Origin of the sequence: Hymenobacter miniatus (genome assembly GCF_016427455.1) — a bacterium.
Taxonomy (GTDB): Bacteria; Bacteroidota; Bacteroidia; order Cytophagales; family Hymenobacteraceae; genus Hymenobacter; species Hymenobacter armeniacus.
The window spans coordinates 475,686-490,907 of sequence record NZ_JAELXR010000002.1 but is presented as its reverse complement, the minus strand read 5'-3'; the positions used below and the strand labels follow the sequence as shown (position 1 = coordinate 490,907).

Annotated in this window: 16 protein-coding genes; 8 read left to right on the top strand and 8 right to left on the bottom strand. The window is 64.2% G+C overall.

The features are described 5' to 3' along the window. Nucleotides 1–43: 43 nt before the first annotated feature. The 4 genes from JAO73_RS05175 (at nt 44) to JAO73_RS05160 (ending at nt 3,685) form a co-directional block, all read left to right on the top strand. Nucleotides 44–1,174, top strand: coding sequence for a trans-sulfuration enzyme family protein (locus tag JAO73_RS05175; RefSeq protein ID WP_198976083.1), 1,131 nt, complete (start codon nt 44–46; stop codon nt 1,172–1,174). Between the two features lie 80 nt (nt 1,175–1,254). Continuing rightward, nucleotides 1,255–2,220, top strand: a complete 966-nt coding sequence (locus tag JAO73_RS05170) for a DoxX-like family protein (protein ID WP_198976082.1) — start codon at nt 1,255–1,257, stop codon at nt 2,218–2,220. A 19-nt stretch (nt 2,221–2,239) separates the two neighbouring features. Further along, nucleotides 2,240–2,920 (top strand): DUF4166 domain-containing protein, encoded by a 681-nt coding sequence (locus tag JAO73_RS05165; RefSeq protein WP_198976081.1) that lies wholly within the window; start codon nt 2,240–2,242, stop codon nt 2,918–2,920. Nucleotides 2,921–2,935: 15 nt separating this feature from the next. Next, nucleotides 2,936–3,685 carry a fatty acid desaturase gene (locus JAO73_RS05160; protein ID WP_198976080.1) on the top strand — a complete coding sequence of 250 codons (750 nt, stop codon included), beginning with the start codon at nt 2,936–2,938 and terminating at the stop codon, nt 3,683–3,685. A gap of 90 nt (nt 3,686–3,775) precedes the next feature. Here the strand turns inward: JAO73_RS05160 and JAO73_RS05155 are convergent, their stop codons facing one another. After that, nucleotides 3,776–4,375, bottom strand: a complete 600-nt coding sequence (locus JAO73_RS05155; RefSeq protein ID WP_198976079.1) for a hypothetical protein — start codon at nt 4,373–4,375, stop codon at nt 3,776–3,778. 152 nt (nt 4,376–4,527) lie between these two features. Here JAO73_RS05155 and JAO73_RS05150 point away from each other — a divergent pair, with 152 nt between their 5' ends. Continuing rightward, nucleotides 4,528–5,226 carry a hypothetical protein gene (locus JAO73_RS05150; RefSeq protein WP_198976078.1) on the top strand — a complete coding sequence of 233 codons (699 nt, stop codon included), beginning with the start codon at nt 4,528–4,530 and terminating at the stop codon, nt 5,224–5,226. A gap of 385 nt (nt 5,227–5,611) precedes the next feature. Here JAO73_RS05150 and JAO73_RS05145 read toward each other — a convergent pair whose 3' ends face one another. From JAO73_RS05145 to JAO73_RS05130, 4 genes are all read right to left on the bottom strand, one after another. Beyond that, on the bottom strand, nt 5,612–6,106 hold the full coding sequence (locus tag JAO73_RS05145) for a hypothetical protein (RefSeq protein ID WP_198976077.1): 495 nt from the start codon (nt 6,104–6,106) through the stop codon (nt 5,612–5,614). A gap of 270 nt (nt 6,107–6,376) precedes the next feature. Continuing rightward, nucleotides 6,377–7,564, bottom strand: a complete 1,188-nt coding sequence (locus JAO73_RS05140) for a DegT/DnrJ/EryC1/StrS family aminotransferase (RefSeq protein WP_317191202.1) — start codon at nt 7,562–7,564, stop codon at nt 6,377–6,379. Between the two features lie 48 nt (nt 7,565–7,612). Continuing rightward, nucleotides 7,613–8,305 (bottom strand): acetyltransferase, encoded by a 693-nt coding sequence (locus tag JAO73_RS05135; protein WP_198976076.1) that lies wholly within the window; start codon nt 8,303–8,305, stop codon nt 7,613–7,615. Nucleotides 8,306–8,315: 10 nt separating this feature from the next. Further along, nucleotides 8,316–8,957 carry a sugar transferase gene (locus JAO73_RS05130; protein WP_317191201.1) on the bottom strand — a complete coding sequence of 214 codons (642 nt, stop codon included), beginning with the start codon at nt 8,955–8,957 and terminating at the stop codon, nt 8,316–8,318. A gap of 47 nt (nt 8,958–9,004) precedes the next feature. Between JAO73_RS05130 and ispE the strand changes: the two genes are divergently transcribed. Further along, the gene (gene ispE, locus JAO73_RS05125) at nt 9,005–9,829 is read left to right on the top strand and encodes a 4-(cytidine 5'-diphospho)-2-C-methyl-D-erythritol kinase (RefSeq protein ID WP_198976075.1); all 825 of its coding nucleotides are present in this window, start codon (nt 9,005–9,007) and stop codon (nt 9,827–9,829) included. Here the strand turns inward: ispE and JAO73_RS05120 are convergent. From JAO73_RS05120 to tgt, 3 genes are all read right to left on the bottom strand, one after another. Next, nucleotides 9,826–10,773, bottom strand: coding sequence for a DMT family transporter (locus tag JAO73_RS05120; protein ID WP_198976074.1), 948 nt, complete (start codon nt 10,771–10,773; stop codon nt 9,826–9,828). The genes ispE and JAO73_RS05120 overlap by 4 nt on opposite strands. A gap of 137 nt (nt 10,774–10,910) precedes the next feature. Beyond that, complete coding sequence (locus tag JAO73_RS05115; RefSeq protein WP_198976073.1) at nt 10,911–11,990, bottom strand: LptF/LptG family permease; 1,080 nt, start codon at nt 11,988–11,990, stop codon at nt 10,911–10,913. Between the two features lie 84 nt (nt 11,991–12,074). Further along, nucleotides 12,075–13,205, bottom strand: coding sequence for a tRNA guanosine(34) transglycosylase Tgt (tgt, locus tag JAO73_RS05110; RefSeq protein WP_198976072.1), 1,131 nt, complete (start codon nt 13,203–13,205; stop codon nt 12,075–12,077). 114 nt (nt 13,206–13,319) lie between these two features. Between tgt and JAO73_RS05105 the strand changes: the two genes are divergently transcribed. Both JAO73_RS05105 and JAO73_RS05100 read left to right on the top strand, forming a co-directional pair. Beyond that, nucleotides 13,320–14,423 carry a glycosyltransferase gene (locus JAO73_RS05105; RefSeq protein WP_198976071.1) on the top strand — a complete coding sequence of 368 codons (1,104 nt, stop codon included), beginning with the start codon at nt 13,320–13,322 and terminating at the stop codon, nt 14,421–14,423. After that, on the top strand, nt 14,414–15,037 hold the full coding sequence (locus JAO73_RS05100; protein ID WP_190922977.1) for an RNA polymerase sigma factor: 624 nt from the start codon (nt 14,414–14,416) through the stop codon (nt 15,035–15,037). Before JAO73_RS05105 ends, JAO73_RS05100 begins: the two co-directional genes overlap by 10 nt. Nucleotides 15,038–15,222 lie beyond the last annotated feature (185 nt).

Genomic DNA, 15,222 nt, shown 5'->3' with positions numbered 1-15,222 from the left:
GGGTTGTGCCGACCTTTGCGCCTTAACGCGCTTTTTCCCACCCATGGACTTCTCGACCATTCATCCCAAAGTCACCCCCATCTACCAAACCTCGGTTTTCAAGTTTGAGGATTTGAACGCCATCCAAGAGTACATCGACGACCCGCAGAGTCGCTACATGTACTCGCGCAACGGCAACCCCAATTCCGACGAACTGGCCGAGGCCGTGAGCCGCTGGGAGGGCGGCGCCGGGGCGGTGGCCACGGGCTCGGGCATGGCCGCCATTTTCGCGGCCCTGATGACCTATTGCCGGGCCGGCGACCACGTGCTGTGCGCGGCCGACATCTACGGGGGCTCGGCGGCGCTGCTGAACCTGGAGCTGGCGCGGCTGGGCATCACGGTGAGCTACGTGCCGTTTGAGGAGTTGTACGACCTGAAGACCCACGTGACGCTAGCTACCCGGCTGCTGCTCTGCGAAACCATGAGCAACCCGCTGCTGCGCGTGGTGGACGTGGCCCGCATTGCCACCGAATGCCACGCGCACGGGCTGAAGCTGGTGGTCGACAACACGTTTGCTTCGCCCGTGCTCACCAAGCCGCTGGCTTACGGCGCCGACCTGGTGATGCACAGCGTGACCAAATACCTCGCCGGCCACTCCGACGTGACGGCCGGGGCCGTGGTGGCCCGCACTACGGAGGACGCCGCCCGCCTGCGCCAAATTGGTACGGTGTACGGCCTCACCCTGAGCCCCATGGAAAGCTGGCTGAGCGTGCGCGGCCTCAAAACCCTGCGCCTGCGCATGGCGGCCCACAGCGAAAATGCCTGGCTGGTGGCCGAGTTTCTGGACGAGCACCCGGCCGTGGAGGCGGTGTATTACCCGGGGCTGCCCACGCACCCGCAGCACGCGCTGGCGCTGGCCCAGGGCGGTGGCCGGTTTGGCGGCATGATGTCGTTTCGGCTGGCCGACGACGCGGCGGTGGTAAACCGCTTCATGCAGCGCAGCCAGCGGTTTCCGTTCGCGCCTTCGCTGGCGGGCGTGGACTCGTCGTGCTCGCACCCGCTCACCACCTCGCACCGGGCCCTGACCGAGGCGCAGCGGGCCGAGCTGGGCATTACCGTGGGGCTGGTGCGCCTGAGCGTGGGCATCGAGCCCGTGGAAGAGCTGCTGGCCGACCTGGCCCAGGCATTAGAGTAAAAATTCACGCGTTTTATTCCGCCGCTGGTGCCCGAAACGCTTGGGTGCCCGGCACTTCCTGCCTACCTTCAATATAACAAATGAAGAGGCCCTCGATTTACGTAGAAGCCCAAATGCGCTGCTCCATGGAGCAGCTCTGGGCGCACACCCAGCAGCCCGAGCTGCACCAGCAGTGGGACCTGCGCTTCACCGAAATTGAGTACCTGCCGCGCCCGTCGGAGGCCGAGCCGCAGCAGTTTCTGTACGCCACGCGCATTGGGTTTGGGCTGGGCGTGGCCGGCTGCGGCGAAAGCCTCGGCACCACCGAAAAAAACGGAGAGCGCACCTCGGTGCTCAAGTTTTGGTCCGAAGAAAAGGTGTCGCTGATTCGCGAAGGCGCGGGCTTTTGGAAGTACGTGCCAACGGAGGAGGGCCTGCGTTTTTTTACGCGCTACGATTACCAGACGCGCTTTGGCGCGGTGGGGGAGTGGCTTGACCGGCTGGTGTTTCGGCCGCTCATCGGTTGGGCCACGGCTTGGAGCTTCGACAGCCTGCGGCTGTGGCTGGAGCAGGGGCAGCGGCCGGCGGTATCGCGGGCTTTGGCGCTGATAATGGCCCTGGTGCGGTTTACGCTGGGCGTTGTGTGGCTGTATCAGGGCGTGGTGCCCAAGCTGCTGTACCCGGACACCGGTGAACTGAGCATTTTGCAGGGCACGGGTTTTTCGGCGGGCGCGGCGCGTAGCGTGGCCTCGGCGGTAGGCGTGGGCGAAATTCTGTTCGGGCTGCTGTTTTGGGTGCTGCCGTTGCAGCGACTGGGGCCGGTGTACTGGCTGAACATGCTGGGACTGGTGGTGCTGGGCGCGGGGGCGCTATTCAGCCAGCCGGCCGTATTTGTGGCGCCTTTCAACCCGCTCACCCTGAACCTGGCACTGGTGGCGCTGGCCGCGGTGGCGCTCCTGATTCCGACGGAACTGGTGCCCAGCGCCACGCGGTGCCTGCGCCGGCCGCCCGAAGGCCAGCGCACTGCCGCGAGCGTGCCGCGGGAAGCTCCCGTAGCCACTGCTTAACATTCACACGTTGCCTGCCATGTCTTCCATCTATCAGCAGCAGCTGGGCGCCGACTTTGAGAAGCTGCACCCGCGCATTCAGGAGCGGCTGGGCTTTAGCAGCGGCGACCATCGCGCGTTTGTGGGCGAGGGCGTGATGGAACGGGTGTGGCACGGGCCGTTTTTCACGCAGCCGTTTTTGCGAGCGGGCCTGGCGCGCCACATCACCTTCCCCGAGACGGGGCACAACGTGCCGTTTCGCATCGAAAACTACGCGTACCAAGACCCCTTGGGCCGCGAAACCGTGACCTGGATTCGGCGCTTTCATTTCCCGGAGCACACCCGGTGCTTCGACGCAACGATGATTCGCAGCGCCGCCCGCCAGTCGATTGTGGACTACCTGGGCACCCACCAACACGTGGCCGTGGACATTGACATGGCCGTGACCGAGCGGGGCGGGCTGCGGCTGCGGTCGGGCGCGCAGCGCTTTCGCGAAGGCCGCCTGGCGTTTCGCCTGCCCGGCGTGCTGGCGGCGCTGGCCGATGTGGAAGAGTGGTACGACGATGCCGCCGGCTGCTACCGCATTGAAGTGGTGGTGCGCAACCCGGTGCTGGGCAAGCTATTTGGCTATACGGGTTCGTTTCATGCTACCTGGCGCAGCGTGGCCCCGGAGCACATTCCGGCGCATGCCTTGCCGCTGCGGTACGAAGCCCGGGAATAAACCTCATTCACTTCCATGAAACTTGAACTCACTCCTGCCCAGCGGCGCGTGGAACTGGCCCGGCCCTGGGTGCTGCTGGCCCTGTACGTGGGCTGCGCGCTGGCCAGCTGGTGGTGGCTGGCCGTGCCGCTGGCCGCCGTGGTGTGCCTGGCGGCTTTTGTGATGATGCACGACGCCATGCACAACTCCCTGGGCCTGCCCAAGCCCGCCAACGAGCGGGTGCTGACCCTGGCCGGGCTGCTCATTCTCAAAAGCGGCCACGGCTTGCAGGTGACGCACCTGCGCCACCACGGCCGCTGCCTCACCGAGGCCGACCCCGAGGGCGCGCCGGCCACCTGGAGCTTCTCGCGGGTGCTGTGGCAGGGGCCCTGGCACACGCTCATGCTGCGCCGCGAGTCGCTGCGCATTGCTCCGAATACGCGCCGCATTCAGCTCATCGAAACCGGGCTGACCCTGGCCTTGCTGCTGGCTTTTGTGGTCCTATACTGGGCCACGGGCTCGCTGGTGGGGCTGGTGTACTGGGGCGTGGCGTTTGTGATGAGCGCGACGATGCCCATCTGGGCGTCGTACGTGCCGCACCACGTGTCGTCGCGCAACCCGGCGGCGCGCACGGCTGCGGCCCTGGCCCAGGCCTGGACGCCCATCACGGCCTCGTTTGCCTTTCATCACCTGCACCACCACTACCCGCGCGTGCCCACGGCCCTGCTCTACCGCGCCGCGGCCGAGCTGCCCCCGCCGCCCGAGGAGGAGCACCACCACCACTAAGGAAAATAAAAAAGGCCCCTGTGCGTACACAGGGGCCTTTTAGGTAAATAGCCATTCGGCAATAAGCCACGGAGGCGTTGCGGCGTTTTCTTACAGCTTGTCCGACACTTGCTCGGAAATTTGGCGGCCGGTGCGCAGGGCCTGGTATTCGGCCTGCTGCGCACGAATGTTCACTTTGTCATCGAACGAAAAGCTGCCGCGGAGCTGCTCGTAGCGCCCGTTGAGGCGGCTGAGCACGGCCGAGGCGTTGGCCCAGTCGGCGGCGTTCCAGCCCGAACGGTCGCTGTGTACGCGGTCCATGAAGCGGCTGTAAGCGTCAAGCAGGCCGGCGGTGGTGAGGGTGGAAACCGTGGTTTTCTTGCGCAGGAACGTGGTCACTTGGGCATCGGTGGCCGGCCCAGCGGGCACGTCGGCCGTGGTGGGGCTGGGCGTGGTGGTTTTGGTGGTCGTGGACGACGGGGCGGCGGTGCCCGCCGGCACGTAAATGGTGCGCGTGGTGCGCCGAATGACTTTGCCGGTGGCCGGGTCCAGGTCTTCGGTTACTTCGGTTTGGGGCTGCATGCCGGGGGGCACCGTGGCGGGAGTGGTGGCCGGGGCCGGCGTGGTGGTGGTTTTGGTGGGCGTGGTCTGGGCGGCGGCGGCCAGCGGCAGGGCCAGCAGGAGGGCCGCGAAAAGGCGAAGGTTTTTCATGGAAATAAAAAGATGGATGCCCCTTTAACGGCAAACACCGTGCTACGGTGTGCGCTAGGTTGGTAAACAAAAAAGCGCTACTCTTACGCCGCCGCTGATAGTCAGCGCGTGACCACTTCCGCGGTCTACCGTTTTCTCTTTTTTCTTCCCCCATGCAAGGCGCCTACTCTACCTATTTCGACAACCCTTTCCTGGCCTTGCGCATGGCGCGGCCCGCCTACAAGGCCCAGGCCGAATACGCCCTGCGGGCCGGCCGCGAGGCCGCCCTCGGCGCCGCGTTTGCCCCGCTGCTGGCCGAGCTGGAAACCGCCATTGCCGGCTTCGACGAAAACCTGACCGACCGCAACCAGCCCACGGCCGGGGGCACCGACGCCTTCCGCCAGGCCCGCGCCGAGTGGCTGCTGTTCGTGGACGACGCCATGAAGGACCACGTCACGCCCAAGCTCCGCAAGCTGCCCGTCTACGCCGACTTCAAGAAGTTTGGCAAGAGCCGGCTGGCCGAGCTGGCCCAGCCCGAGCTGCTCACCGCGTCGCAGGCCCTCGTGGCCCTGTACCGGGCCCAGCAAGCCGCCTTGCCCGCCGAGGTGGCCGCCGGCGCCCAGGCCCGGTACGCCGCCCTGGTCGCCGCCGATGCCGCCCGCGACGCCCGGACCGCCACCATCGCCGACGCCCGCCTGGAGCTGGCCGACGACCGCGCCGCCATTGCCCGCGCCCAGCGCCGCTTCAAGGCCCAGCTGGAACTCAAGTACGACGACGCCGAGAAGGTGTACAGCTTCTTCGATTTCTCGGCGGCCAAGCTGCCCAAGGCCAAAAAGAAAGCCGCGGCCGGTCCCTCGCCCGTCCAGCCCTAGCGCGAGCTCGCGGGCCGCTGCCGGTCCATAGGCAAGGCCTCCGCGAGGACTCGCGGGGGCCTTTGGCGTTGCCGGAAGCGGGCAACGAGGGCGCGTGGCCCGGTTCCGAAACACCGGAAATGCCCCGCGAGTCATCGTTGCCCGGTTCTGGAAAATCGGGAAATGCTTTGCAAGCACTCGTGCGGTCCTTCGGCAACTCCTGAAGCCCGCCGTGAGTACTGGCCGGGCACTGCGGGTGGTGGCAGTGCGTGTTGCCGCTGAAACCTGGCGGCGTATGGCTGCGCATCCGGGCGACTCGTGGCACTCGTTGCGAACAAGAAGGCACCGCACGCGTTGCTTCTTACGGAAAAGGCGGAATAGAAAATAGACCGTTTCAGTAAACTTTCTACTTGCGAAAGGTCAGGGTGGGGATGCGGATGATGCCGCTGTCAACGTATACTGTAGTGCGGTTGTAGAGGACGTGGATGCGCCGAAACTCGCGAAAGCCGCACTCGTTTTCTTGGAGGGAATAATGGACCTCAATGGTATCGACATCGGACCGGGTGGGCCATAGCAGGAAGCGTTGGGCCAGACCGGTCTTCAGTGGCAGGCTGTCCCGCTCCAGGCCCACCACCACAATCCCGAGTTGTCCGGGGCGCGCTTCATCATGGATAGTCCACCTCCGTTCTTCGCCGCGAAACACCCGGGCTGAATCGAGTACGTAGCGGGAGGGCGCGGCTGAATCGGTGGCCCATAACGGTTCTCCCGTGCGGGCGTCAACTAGCTTAAAGTAGAGGTGCCCACCATGGGAAAGGTTGCGTTGCTGCGGGTTACAGCGGTCAGATGCACAGGCACCCAAGAGCAGCCCAGTGAAGACAAATGAACCAATCCGATAAACCATGGTGCAAGATAGAAGGGCACTCCTTACCCCTTGACACTTCGACTGCCTAGTAAGTAATAATGCACTGTCTGACTCGAACGCTCCTTTCCGTGAACGAAAAGAACTGGCTCTGTATCTCATGGCCAACTGGCCCCTGTGGCGCAAACCAAGTGTACGAAACCCGTCTACGATTCACGGTTTACGAAATGGCTTGTTGGTTGGAGTTTCGTAAACTCCAACCAACAAGCGCCTACGCTTCCCCAAAGGAGGGTTAGCCGACGGTATCAGCGGCTACCCCAGCGCCTCGGCCAGGGCCTCTTTCACGCGGCGCAGCTCGCCTTCGCCCATGGCCGTGCCGCTGGGCAGGCACAGGCCCCGGGCGAAGAGGTCGGCGCACACGGCGCCGCCGTACGTGGGCGCGCTGGCAAACAGCGGCTGCAGGTGCAGGGGCTTCCACAGCGGCCGGCTCTCGATGTTGCGCGTTTCCAGGTGCAGGCGCAGGGTTTCGGGCGTGACGGGGCGGGCGGGCGCGTCGGCGTCCGGGTCGGCGGGATTCACCAGGATGGTGGTGAGCCAGCGGTTGGAGCGGCTGCCGGCTGGCTCCGGCGCCAGGGCCACCGTGATGCCGGGCAGGCGGGAAAGGTGCTCGCGGTACCAGTCGAAAATCTGGCGGCGGCGCTTCACCCGCTCCTCCAGCAGCTCCATCTGGCCGCGGCCAATGCCGGCCAGGATGTTGCTGAGGCGGTAGTTGTAGCCGGTTTGCGAGTGCTGGTAATGGGGCGCGTCGTCCTTGGCCTGGGTGGCGAGAAAGCGGGCCTTCTCGGCCAGCGCGCGGTCGTAGGTGACGAGGGCGCCGCCGCCGCTGGTGGTCAGAATCTTGTTGCCGTTGAAGGAAAACACGCCCACCCGGCCGAAGCCACCCAGCGGCTGCTGCTGCCATTCGGAGCCCAAGGCTTCGGCGGCGTCTTCCAGAATAGGGATGTCGAATTCTTTGGCCACGGCCAGAATTTCGGGCAGCTTGGCCGGCATGCCGTAGAGGTGCACCACGATGAGCGCCTTCGGCTTTTTGCCTTGGGCCAGGCGGTCGAGAATGGCTTCGCGCAGGCGCTCCGGGCACAGGTTCCAGGTGTCGGGCTCGCTGTCGACAAACACCGGGGTAGCCCCCAGGTACACCACGGGGTTGGCCGTGGCCACGAAGGTGAAGGAGGGGCACAGCACCTCATCGCCGGGCCCCACGCCCAGCACCAACAGCCCCAGGTGAATGGCCGCCGTGCCCGAGCTCAGCGCCACGCAGTAGGGCACGCCCACCGCCGCGCAGATGTCGGCCTCAAACCCCGCCAGGTTGGGCCCGGCCGGCGCCACCCAGTTGTCTTCAATGGCTTTGTGCACGTAGTTCAGCTCGTGCCGGCCGAGGTGGGGCGGGGAAAGGTAAAGGCGGTCGTAGTCCTGGCTGCGCATGCTGTTGCTTAAGAAGTGCAAAGAACGTCATGGTCGGCGCGGCCGGCATGGCGTTCTGGTTCCAGCAGGTTATTTATCTTCCACCTTGAGGGCCCGCGCCGGCACGCCCACGGCCGTCACGTGGGGCGGCAAGTCGCGTACCACCACGGCCCCGGCCCCCACAATGCTGCCCTCTCCCACGCGCACTCCCTGAATTACCGTGGCGTTGGTGCCCAGGTAGCAGCCGGCGGCCAGCCGGGCGGCGCCGCTCACGTTGGCGTGCGGCATCAGGGAGCAAAAATCTTCCAGCACGGCGTCGTGGCCCACGGTGCAGCCCAGGTTGAGCAGCACGAAGCGGCCCAACGAAATGTCGCAGGTCAGGATGCAGCCTTGCTGCACGAGGCAGCCCTCGCCCAGCGCGATGCGCTGCTCGGGCCCCAGCACCACCTGCGGGTGCACCAACGCCGGAAACGACAGGTGGGGAGAGCTGAGGCGGCCCACCACGGCAGCGCGGCTGGCCGAGCTGCCCACGGCCACGGCCACGGCCAGCGGCTCGGTGGTGGCGTTGAGGTCGGCGCTGGTGCCGAGGTAGGGGAGGCCGGCCACGGTGGGCGCCGCCGGTGCCACGTCGTCGTAAAAGCCGCGCACGTCCCAGGTGGGCAGGGTGGCGTTGAGCTGCCGAATCAGCAACAGCACTTCACGGCCCAGCCCGCCGGCCCCGAAGATGACGAGGGGGGCGCCGGTTTCGCCGGCTTCGTAGTCTGAGAAAAACAAGGTGGTCATAGGGGGCTATCTACGGGGAAACCGGGGGCGGGGGCGTGCCCCGGAAGGCCAGGGTGGTGGCGTGGCCCGGCGTGGCCACGCCGCTGCCGCGCAGCACACGCCCGGCCGTGCGCCACAAAATGGTCAGGTCCAGCCGCCACGACAGGTTATCGACGTACCACACGTCGAAGGCAAATTTTTCTTCCCAACTGATGGCATTGCGGCCGTTCACCTGCGCCCAGCCCGTGAGGCCGGGCCGCACCTCGTGGCGGCGGGCCTGGGTGGGCGTGTAGAGGGGCAAGTACTCGGGCAGCAGCGGGCGCGGGCCCACCAGGCTCAGGTCGCCGTGCAGGATGTTCCAGAGCTGGGGCAGTTCGTCGAGCGAAGTGGCGCGCAGCCAGCGCCCCGCGGCGGGCAGGCGCGCGGCATCGGGCAGCAGCTGGCCGGCGGCGTCGCGCGCGTCGGTCATGGTCTGGAGCTTGTAGAGCGTGAACAGGCGCCCGTGCCAGCCCGGCCGCACCTGCCGAAACAGCCAGCGGCCCCGGTTTTGAGCGGCGGCCACGGCGGCCCCGCCCAGCAGCAGCGGCAGCGTGAGCAGCAGCAGCGGCAAGGCAATGGCCACGTCGAGCCAGCGCTTGCCGTGGCGGGTGTAAAAAGAATCGGGAGCGGGCACAACGCAAAAGTAACTTTGCGTCGCAGGCTTTGGCTTGCGCTGTCCTCATGCTCGTTTTCCCCAACGCCAAGCTCAACCTCGGCCTCTACGTCACCCAGCGCCGGCCCGACGGCTTCCACAGCATCGAATCGGTGTTTGTGCCGCTGCCCTGGACCGATGCGCTGGAAATCCTGCCCGCCGCGCCGGGCCAGCCCACGAGCATCACGCTCACCGGCCGCCCCATTCCCGGCGACCCCGCCACCAACCTGTGCGTGCGGGCCTACGAGCTATTGCAAGCCGATTTCCCGCAGCTGCCGCTCGCGCAACTCTACCTGCACAAGATAGTGCCCATTGGGGCCGGCCTGGGCGGCGGCTCGGCCGATGCTGCGTTTGCGCTCACGGCCACCAATGAATTATTTCAACTGGGCCTCGCGCCGGAAGCCCTTGAAAACTACGCCCGCCGACTGGGCTCCGACTGCGCCTTTTTTATTCGCAACCAGCCCGTGCTGGCCGTGGAGAAGGGCGACGTATTCGAGAAAATTGACCTGAGCCTGTCCGGCCTGACGTGCGTGGTGGTGTACCCGGGGCTGCATATTGGCACGGCCGAGGCGTACGCCCGCATTGTGCCGCAGGCGCCGAAGTTTCCGCTGCGGGAGGCACTGGCGCAGCCCATGGCCACCTGGCGCGACACCGTCAGCAACGATTTCGAAACGGCCCTGACGCCCGCCTTTCCCGTGCTGGCCGACATTAAGCAGCGGCTTTACGAGGCCGGTGCTACGTACGCCAGTCTGTCGGGCTCGGGCTCGGCGGTGTACGGGCTGTGGCCCGCGGGCGCGCAGCCCGCGCCGATGGCGTGGCCAGCCGAGTACGCCGTGTGGCAGGGCGTGCTCTAAACCGGCATGGCCGGCTCCAAATCCGGCTTTTTGTCTTTCATCAGCCGCGCCACCAGCGGGTGAATGAGCACGCTGAGCACAATGAGCAGAGTGCCAATGTAGAAGCCCAGGCTCATGCGTTCGCCGTTGAACTGCGGGGCGTGCAACAGGCCTTTGGTGTGCAGCCAGTAGATGCCCGCCGCCATGGCAATGCCATACACCGGCTCCAAGTTGATGGTCAGGTTGACGGCGAAAGGGGAGAGGCGCTTCATCAATTCCACCGACGTGGAAAAGGCGTACACGGTGCACACGCCCGCCAGCAGGCCCAGCCAGAGCCAGTCCAGGCCGTGCCAGGCCAGCTGCAGGCCCTTGCCCTGGGTGAAAAATTGGCTGTAGATGGGGAAGAACAGCGCGATGCTCAGGCAGGCTCCCAGCATCTCGTAAAAGGTGAGCCGCAGCGGCGGGTGCTGCTTTATCAGCTTCGAGTTCAGCACGCTGAACAGGGCCGACAAGCCCGCCGACAGCACCGCCACGCCCAGGCCCAGCAATTGGTCAAATTCGGCCTGGCTCACCAGGTACAGGCCCACCATGGTGATGAGGCCCAGGCCCACCTCGTAGCCGCGCACCCGGCGCCAGAGTAGCAGCGGCTCGAGCAGCGAAGTCCACAGCGCCAGCGTGGCCAAGCCCGCCAGGCACACGCTCACCGACGACAGCCGCGCCGCCAGAAAAAAGGTAATCCAGTGCGTGGCCACCAGCGCGCCCACGGCCAGCAGCCGCAACACCTGGCCCACCGGAATGCGCCAGGGCATGCGCCGCGCGCCCAGCAGCACGGCTAGCCCCGTGGCCGCCAGCAGCGTGCGCCAAAACACCAGCTCCACCGACGGCAACGCAATGAGCTTGCCCAGAATGGCCGTGAAGCCCCACAGGAGCACAATGAAATGAAGCTTGAGATAGTCGCGGAGCATAGAAGGTAAGCAAACAGAACGTCATGCAGAGCGCAGCGAAGCATCACGCTCGGGGTAGTAATTAGCTATTGCACGCGAGATGCTTCGCTGCGCTCTGCATGACCGCCCAACAACACCTCGCCTGCTTGCTGCAGGTACTACTTCGGCACAAACCGGTACAGCACCAGCCCGATGACGCTGAACACCGTGCTGGGCACCCAGGCCGCCACCAGCGGCGAAAGGCTGCCCACCTGGGCCAGGTTGCGGCTCAGCATCACGAAAATGATGAATATAAAGGCCAGCACGAACCCCAGCGCAATTTGCCCGCCCACGCCGGCCCTTGATTTTCGGGCGCTCAGAATCACGCCAATCAGCGTCAGGATGATGATGGAGAACGGGTAGGCATACCGCTCGTACTTCTCGCTCATGTAGAGTTGGGTGTCGTCGGCGCCGCGCTCTATTTTGTCCTTGATGTAGGCGTTGAGTTGGGGCAGGGTCAAGGTTTCGGCCAGCTTGTAGTTACTGGCGAAGTCCTCGGTGCGCAGGTTCATGGTGGTGTCGCGGGCGGGCAGGGTTTGCAGGGTTTCGTCCTGCGCGCCGCGGAAGGTGCGCACCAGCTGCGGCGACAAATGCCACACGTGCTTGGTCGAGTCCCAGTTGATGGCGTCGGCCGTCAGGCGGCGGCGCAGCACGGTGCCGTCCACGGTTTCGAGGGCAAAGTGAAAGCCCACGTTGCTCGTGTTGTCGTAGCTCTCCATGTACACGTAGCTTTTTGGGCCAATTTTGATGTGCACGTTGCGCCCCTGAAACCGAAACGGCAGCTTGATATACGCCCGCTCAAACGCCACCCGCGACTTGTTGCCGATGGGCAGCACCCAGCCAATGAGCCCGAAAATGAGCAGCCCCACCACCGCCCCGCCCATGGCGTAGGGCAGCATCAGCCGCTTAAAGCTGACACCGCTGGCCAGAATGGCCACAATCTCGGTGCGCGCCGCCAGCTGCGCCGTCACAAACACGACGGCGATGAAGATGGTAATCGGCGAAAGCAGGTTGGCGAAATACGGAAACAGGTAGATGTAGTAGCCGAAAATGATTTTCCCCATCGACAAATTATGCTGGATAAAGTCATCGTTTTTTTCGGTGAAATCAATCACGCAAATCACCGACACGAGTATCACCACCGAGAAGAAAAACGCGGCCAGAAACTTCTTGATGATGTATTTATCGAGGATGTTCATTTTAAGTCAGTGAACAGTTGGCAGTGAACAGTGAGCAGTGCAGAACGTAATTGAATAACTGCTCACCGTTAATTGTTAACTGCTTTATAAACGCGTCATTACCTGCTTCACCATGCGGTCTTTCCAGGGGCCAAACGTGCCGGCCAGGATTTCCTTGCGAGCCTCCTTCACCAGCCACAGGTAGAAGGCCAGGTTGTGGGCCGAGGCAATTTGCGGGCCCAGCATTTCCTTGCACTGGAACAGGTGCCGCACGTAGGAGCGGCTATAGAACGTGCTGGCGTGCCCGCCAAGTTCGGGGTCGAGGGGCGAGAAATCGGTTTCCCACTTCTTGTTGGTGATGTTCACAATGCCCTGCGTGGTGAACAGCATGCCGTTGCGGGCGTTGCGGGTCGGCATCACGCAGTCGAACATGTCCACGCCCAGGGCAATGTTTTCCAGGATGTTGGCCGGCGTGCCCACGCCCATGAGGTAGCGCGGCTTGTCTTTGGGCAGGATGTCGCATACCAGCTCGGTCATTTCGTACATCAGCTCGGCGGGCTCGCCCACGCTCAGCCCGCCGATGGCGTTGCCGGCCCGGCCCTGCTCGGCAATGAACTCGGCCGATTTCACGCGCAAATCCCGGAACGTGCTGCCCTGCACGATGGGGAAAAGGTTCTGCTCGTAGCCGTAAAGCCCTTCGGTGCTGTCGAAGCGCTGGATGCAGCGCCGGAGCCAGCGGTGCGTCATGTCGAGGGAGCGGGCGGCGTAGTCGTACTCGCAGGGCCAGGGCGTGCACTCGTCGAAGGCCATGATGATGTCGGCCCCGATGACGCGCTGAATGTCCATCACGCCCTCCGGCGAGAACAAATGCTGGCTGCCGTCCACGTGCGAGCGGAATTTCACGCCCTCTTCCTTAATCTTCCGGGTGTTCGAGAGCGAGTACACCTGGTAGCCGCCCGAGTCCGTCAGAATGGGCCGGTCCCAGCCGTTGAACCGGTGCAGGCCGCCGGCCGCGCGCAGCACGTCGAGCCCCGGCCGCAGGTAGAGGTGGTAGGTGTTGCCGAGAATAATCTGGGCGTTGATGTCTTCCTTGAGCGTGCTTTGCGACACCGCTTTCACGGTGCCGGCCGTGCCCACGGGCATAAAGATGGGAGTTTCGATGGTGCCGTGGGCGGTTTCGAGGCGGCCGGCGCGGGCTTTGGTGCCCGGGTCTTGGGCGAGAAGGTCAAAAGTCATAAGCAACCACAAAGGTAGCCCAGCCGCCCGGCGTCCCGTACTTTTGCCGGCCCCTTCACGCCCGTCGTTCCGTTGCAGATACCCATACCCACTTCCCCGTTTTTCTGGCTGCTCGTGGCGTGCGGAGTGGTGCAGCTCATGTACGCCGCGTATTTCTTCTGGCCGTTTGCCAGCCGGCCCGCCGAGGCCCCGGCCGACGCGCCCGGGCCGGATGCCGAGCCGGTTTCCATCGTGGTGTGCGCCCACAACGAGCTCGACAACCTGCGCCGGCTGCTGCCCCTGCTCTTGCAGCAAGACTACCCGGCCGGCTTCGAAATCGTGCTCATCGACGACCGCAGCGACGACGACACGTACTTATATGCCCAGCAGCTGGCCCAGTATTACCACGAGAAAGTGCGCCTCGTGAGCGTGGCCCGCACGCCCCGCGGCTTCGCCCCCAAGAAATACGCCCTCACCCTGGGCGTCAAAACCACCCGCTACGCCCGCCTGCTGTTCATTGACGCCGACTGCATTCCGGCCACCAATCAGTGGCTGCGCCTCATGCAGCGCGGCTTTGCGCACGGCGGCGGGGCCGACGTGGTGCTCGGGTTTTCGGCCTACGCCGCGGCGCCCGGCTTTCTCAACCACCTCATTCGCTACGAAACGCTGCTCACCGCCGCGCAGTACCTCAGCTTTGCCTGGCGCGGCTGGCCCTACATGGGCGTGGGCCGCAACCTTGCCTACACGCGGGCCTGCTTCAACGCCACCAAAGGCTTTGCCTCGCACATGCGCCTGCTCTCCGGCGACGACGACCTGCTGGTGCAGGACGCCGTGCGCTACGGCCAGCGCATCACCGTGGTGGCCGATGCCAGCGCCCACACCCTGAGCGAGCCCGCGCCTACCTGGCGCGCGTGGTGGCACCAGAAACGGCGGCATTTGTCGGCCGGCCGCGCCTACCGCCTGGCCGACCGGTTGCGCATTGGCACGTTCGTGGCGGCAAACGTGTTGTTCTACTTCGCTACGGTCGCGCTAGCATTTTCTTCAAACAATTGGGTACCTTTGGCGGTGGTATACACCCTCCGAACTTTGTTCATGGGTGCGGTGTATGCCCGTTTGAGTAGCCGCCTGGGTCAGCCCGTAATCGTCGGGTTGCTGCCCGTGCTCGACGTGGTTTATTTTTTCCAATACCTCGCCCTGGGAATCTCGCTATTCCTCAACCGCACCCTTCGATGGAAGTAAACAATCAAGATATTCAAAAGCAGTTTTCCGCCAAAGCCAAGCACGACTTCAAGTTGATTCGGGCCGCGGTGGACAACGGCGATGAAAAGGCGTACGCCGAGCTGATGCACATCTACAAGAAGCCCGTGTACCACGTGGTGCTCAAGATGGTGCGCAACCAGGACGACGCCGAAGACCTCACCATCGAAGCCTTCGCCAAAGCGTTTCGCAACCTGCACAAGTTCAACCCGGAATACGCCTTCAGCACCTGGCTGTTCCGCATTGCCACCAACAACTGCATTGATTTTATTCGCAAGAATAAAATCAAAACCATGTCGATTGACTCGGCCATCAAGGTCGACAACGGCGACGAAATCACCATCGATTTCCGCGACAACGACCTGAACCCGGCCGAACACGCCGTGCGCAACCAGAAAATCGAAATCATGCGCCACGTCGTGGCCCGCCTGCCCGACAAATACCAGCGCCTCGTGAGCCTGCGCTATTTCGACGAACTCAGCTACGAAGAAATTGCCACCGAGCTCAAAGCCCCGCTCGGCACCGTGAAAGCCCAGCTGCACCGCGCCCGCGAGCTGCTCTATGACATGGTGAAGCACACCAAGCAAATTATTTAAGTTGTGAAAAAGCCCCGATGCGAGTCGGGGCTTTTTTGATGAGTTTCGGTATTGAACGATAAAAAAAGAACGTCCTGCTCATCTGGCGTCCGCGCAGCCGAAGCATCTCGCGTGTGGTAGTAAATAATTGCTCGCGCAGTAGAAATGCTTCGACTGCGCGGACGCCAGATGAGCAGGACCGTTTC

Bases quoted from the DNA above. Each gene is read 5' to 3' on its own strand.
- JAO73_RS05100 (WP_190922977.1), top strand. From the start codon at position 14,414: ATGGAAGTAAACAATCAAGATATTCAAAAGCAGTTTTCCGCCAAAGCC.
- JAO73_RS05150 (WP_198976078.1), top strand. From the start codon at position 4,528: ATGCAAGGCGCCTACTCTACCTATTTCGACAACCCTTTCCTGGCCTTG.
- JAO73_RS05120 (WP_198976074.1), bottom strand. From the start codon at position 10,773: ATGCTCCGCGACTATCTCAAGCTTCATTTCATTGTGCTCCTGTGGGGC.
- JAO73_RS05160 (WP_198976080.1), top strand. From the start codon at position 2,936: ATGAAACTTGAACTCACTCCTGCCCAGCGGCGCGTGGAACTGGCCCGG.
- JAO73_RS05115 (WP_198976073.1), bottom strand. From the start codon at position 11,990: ATGAACATCCTCGATAAATACATCATCAAGAAGTTTCTGGCCGCGTTT.
- JAO73_RS05165 (WP_198976081.1), top strand. From the start codon at position 2,240: ATGTCTTCCATCTATCAGCAGCAGCTGGGCGCCGACTTTGAGAAGCTG.
- JAO73_RS05145 (WP_198976077.1), bottom strand. From the start codon at position 6,106: ATGGTTTATCGGATTGGTTCATTTGTCTTCACTGGGCTGCTCTTGGGT.
- JAO73_RS05175 (WP_198976083.1), top strand. From the start codon at position 44: ATGGACTTCTCGACCATTCATCCCAAAGTCACCCCCATCTACCAAACC.
- tgt (WP_198976072.1), bottom strand. From the start codon at position 13,205: ATGACTTTTGACCTTCTCGCCCAAGACCCGGGCACCAAAGCCCGCGCC.
- JAO73_RS05155 (WP_198976079.1), bottom strand. From the start codon at position 4,375: ATGAAAAACCTTCGCCTTTTCGCGGCCCTCCTGCTGGCCCTGCCGCTG.
- JAO73_RS05170 (WP_198976082.1), top strand. From the start codon at position 1,255: ATGAAGAGGCCCTCGATTTACGTAGAAGCCCAAATGCGCTGCTCCATG.
- JAO73_RS05135 (WP_198976076.1), bottom strand. From the start codon at position 8,305: ATGACCACCTTGTTTTTCTCAGACTACGAAGCCGGCGAAACCGGCGCC.
- ispE (WP_198976075.1), top strand. From the start codon at position 9,005: ATGCTCGTTTTCCCCAACGCCAAGCTCAACCTCGGCCTCTACGTCACC.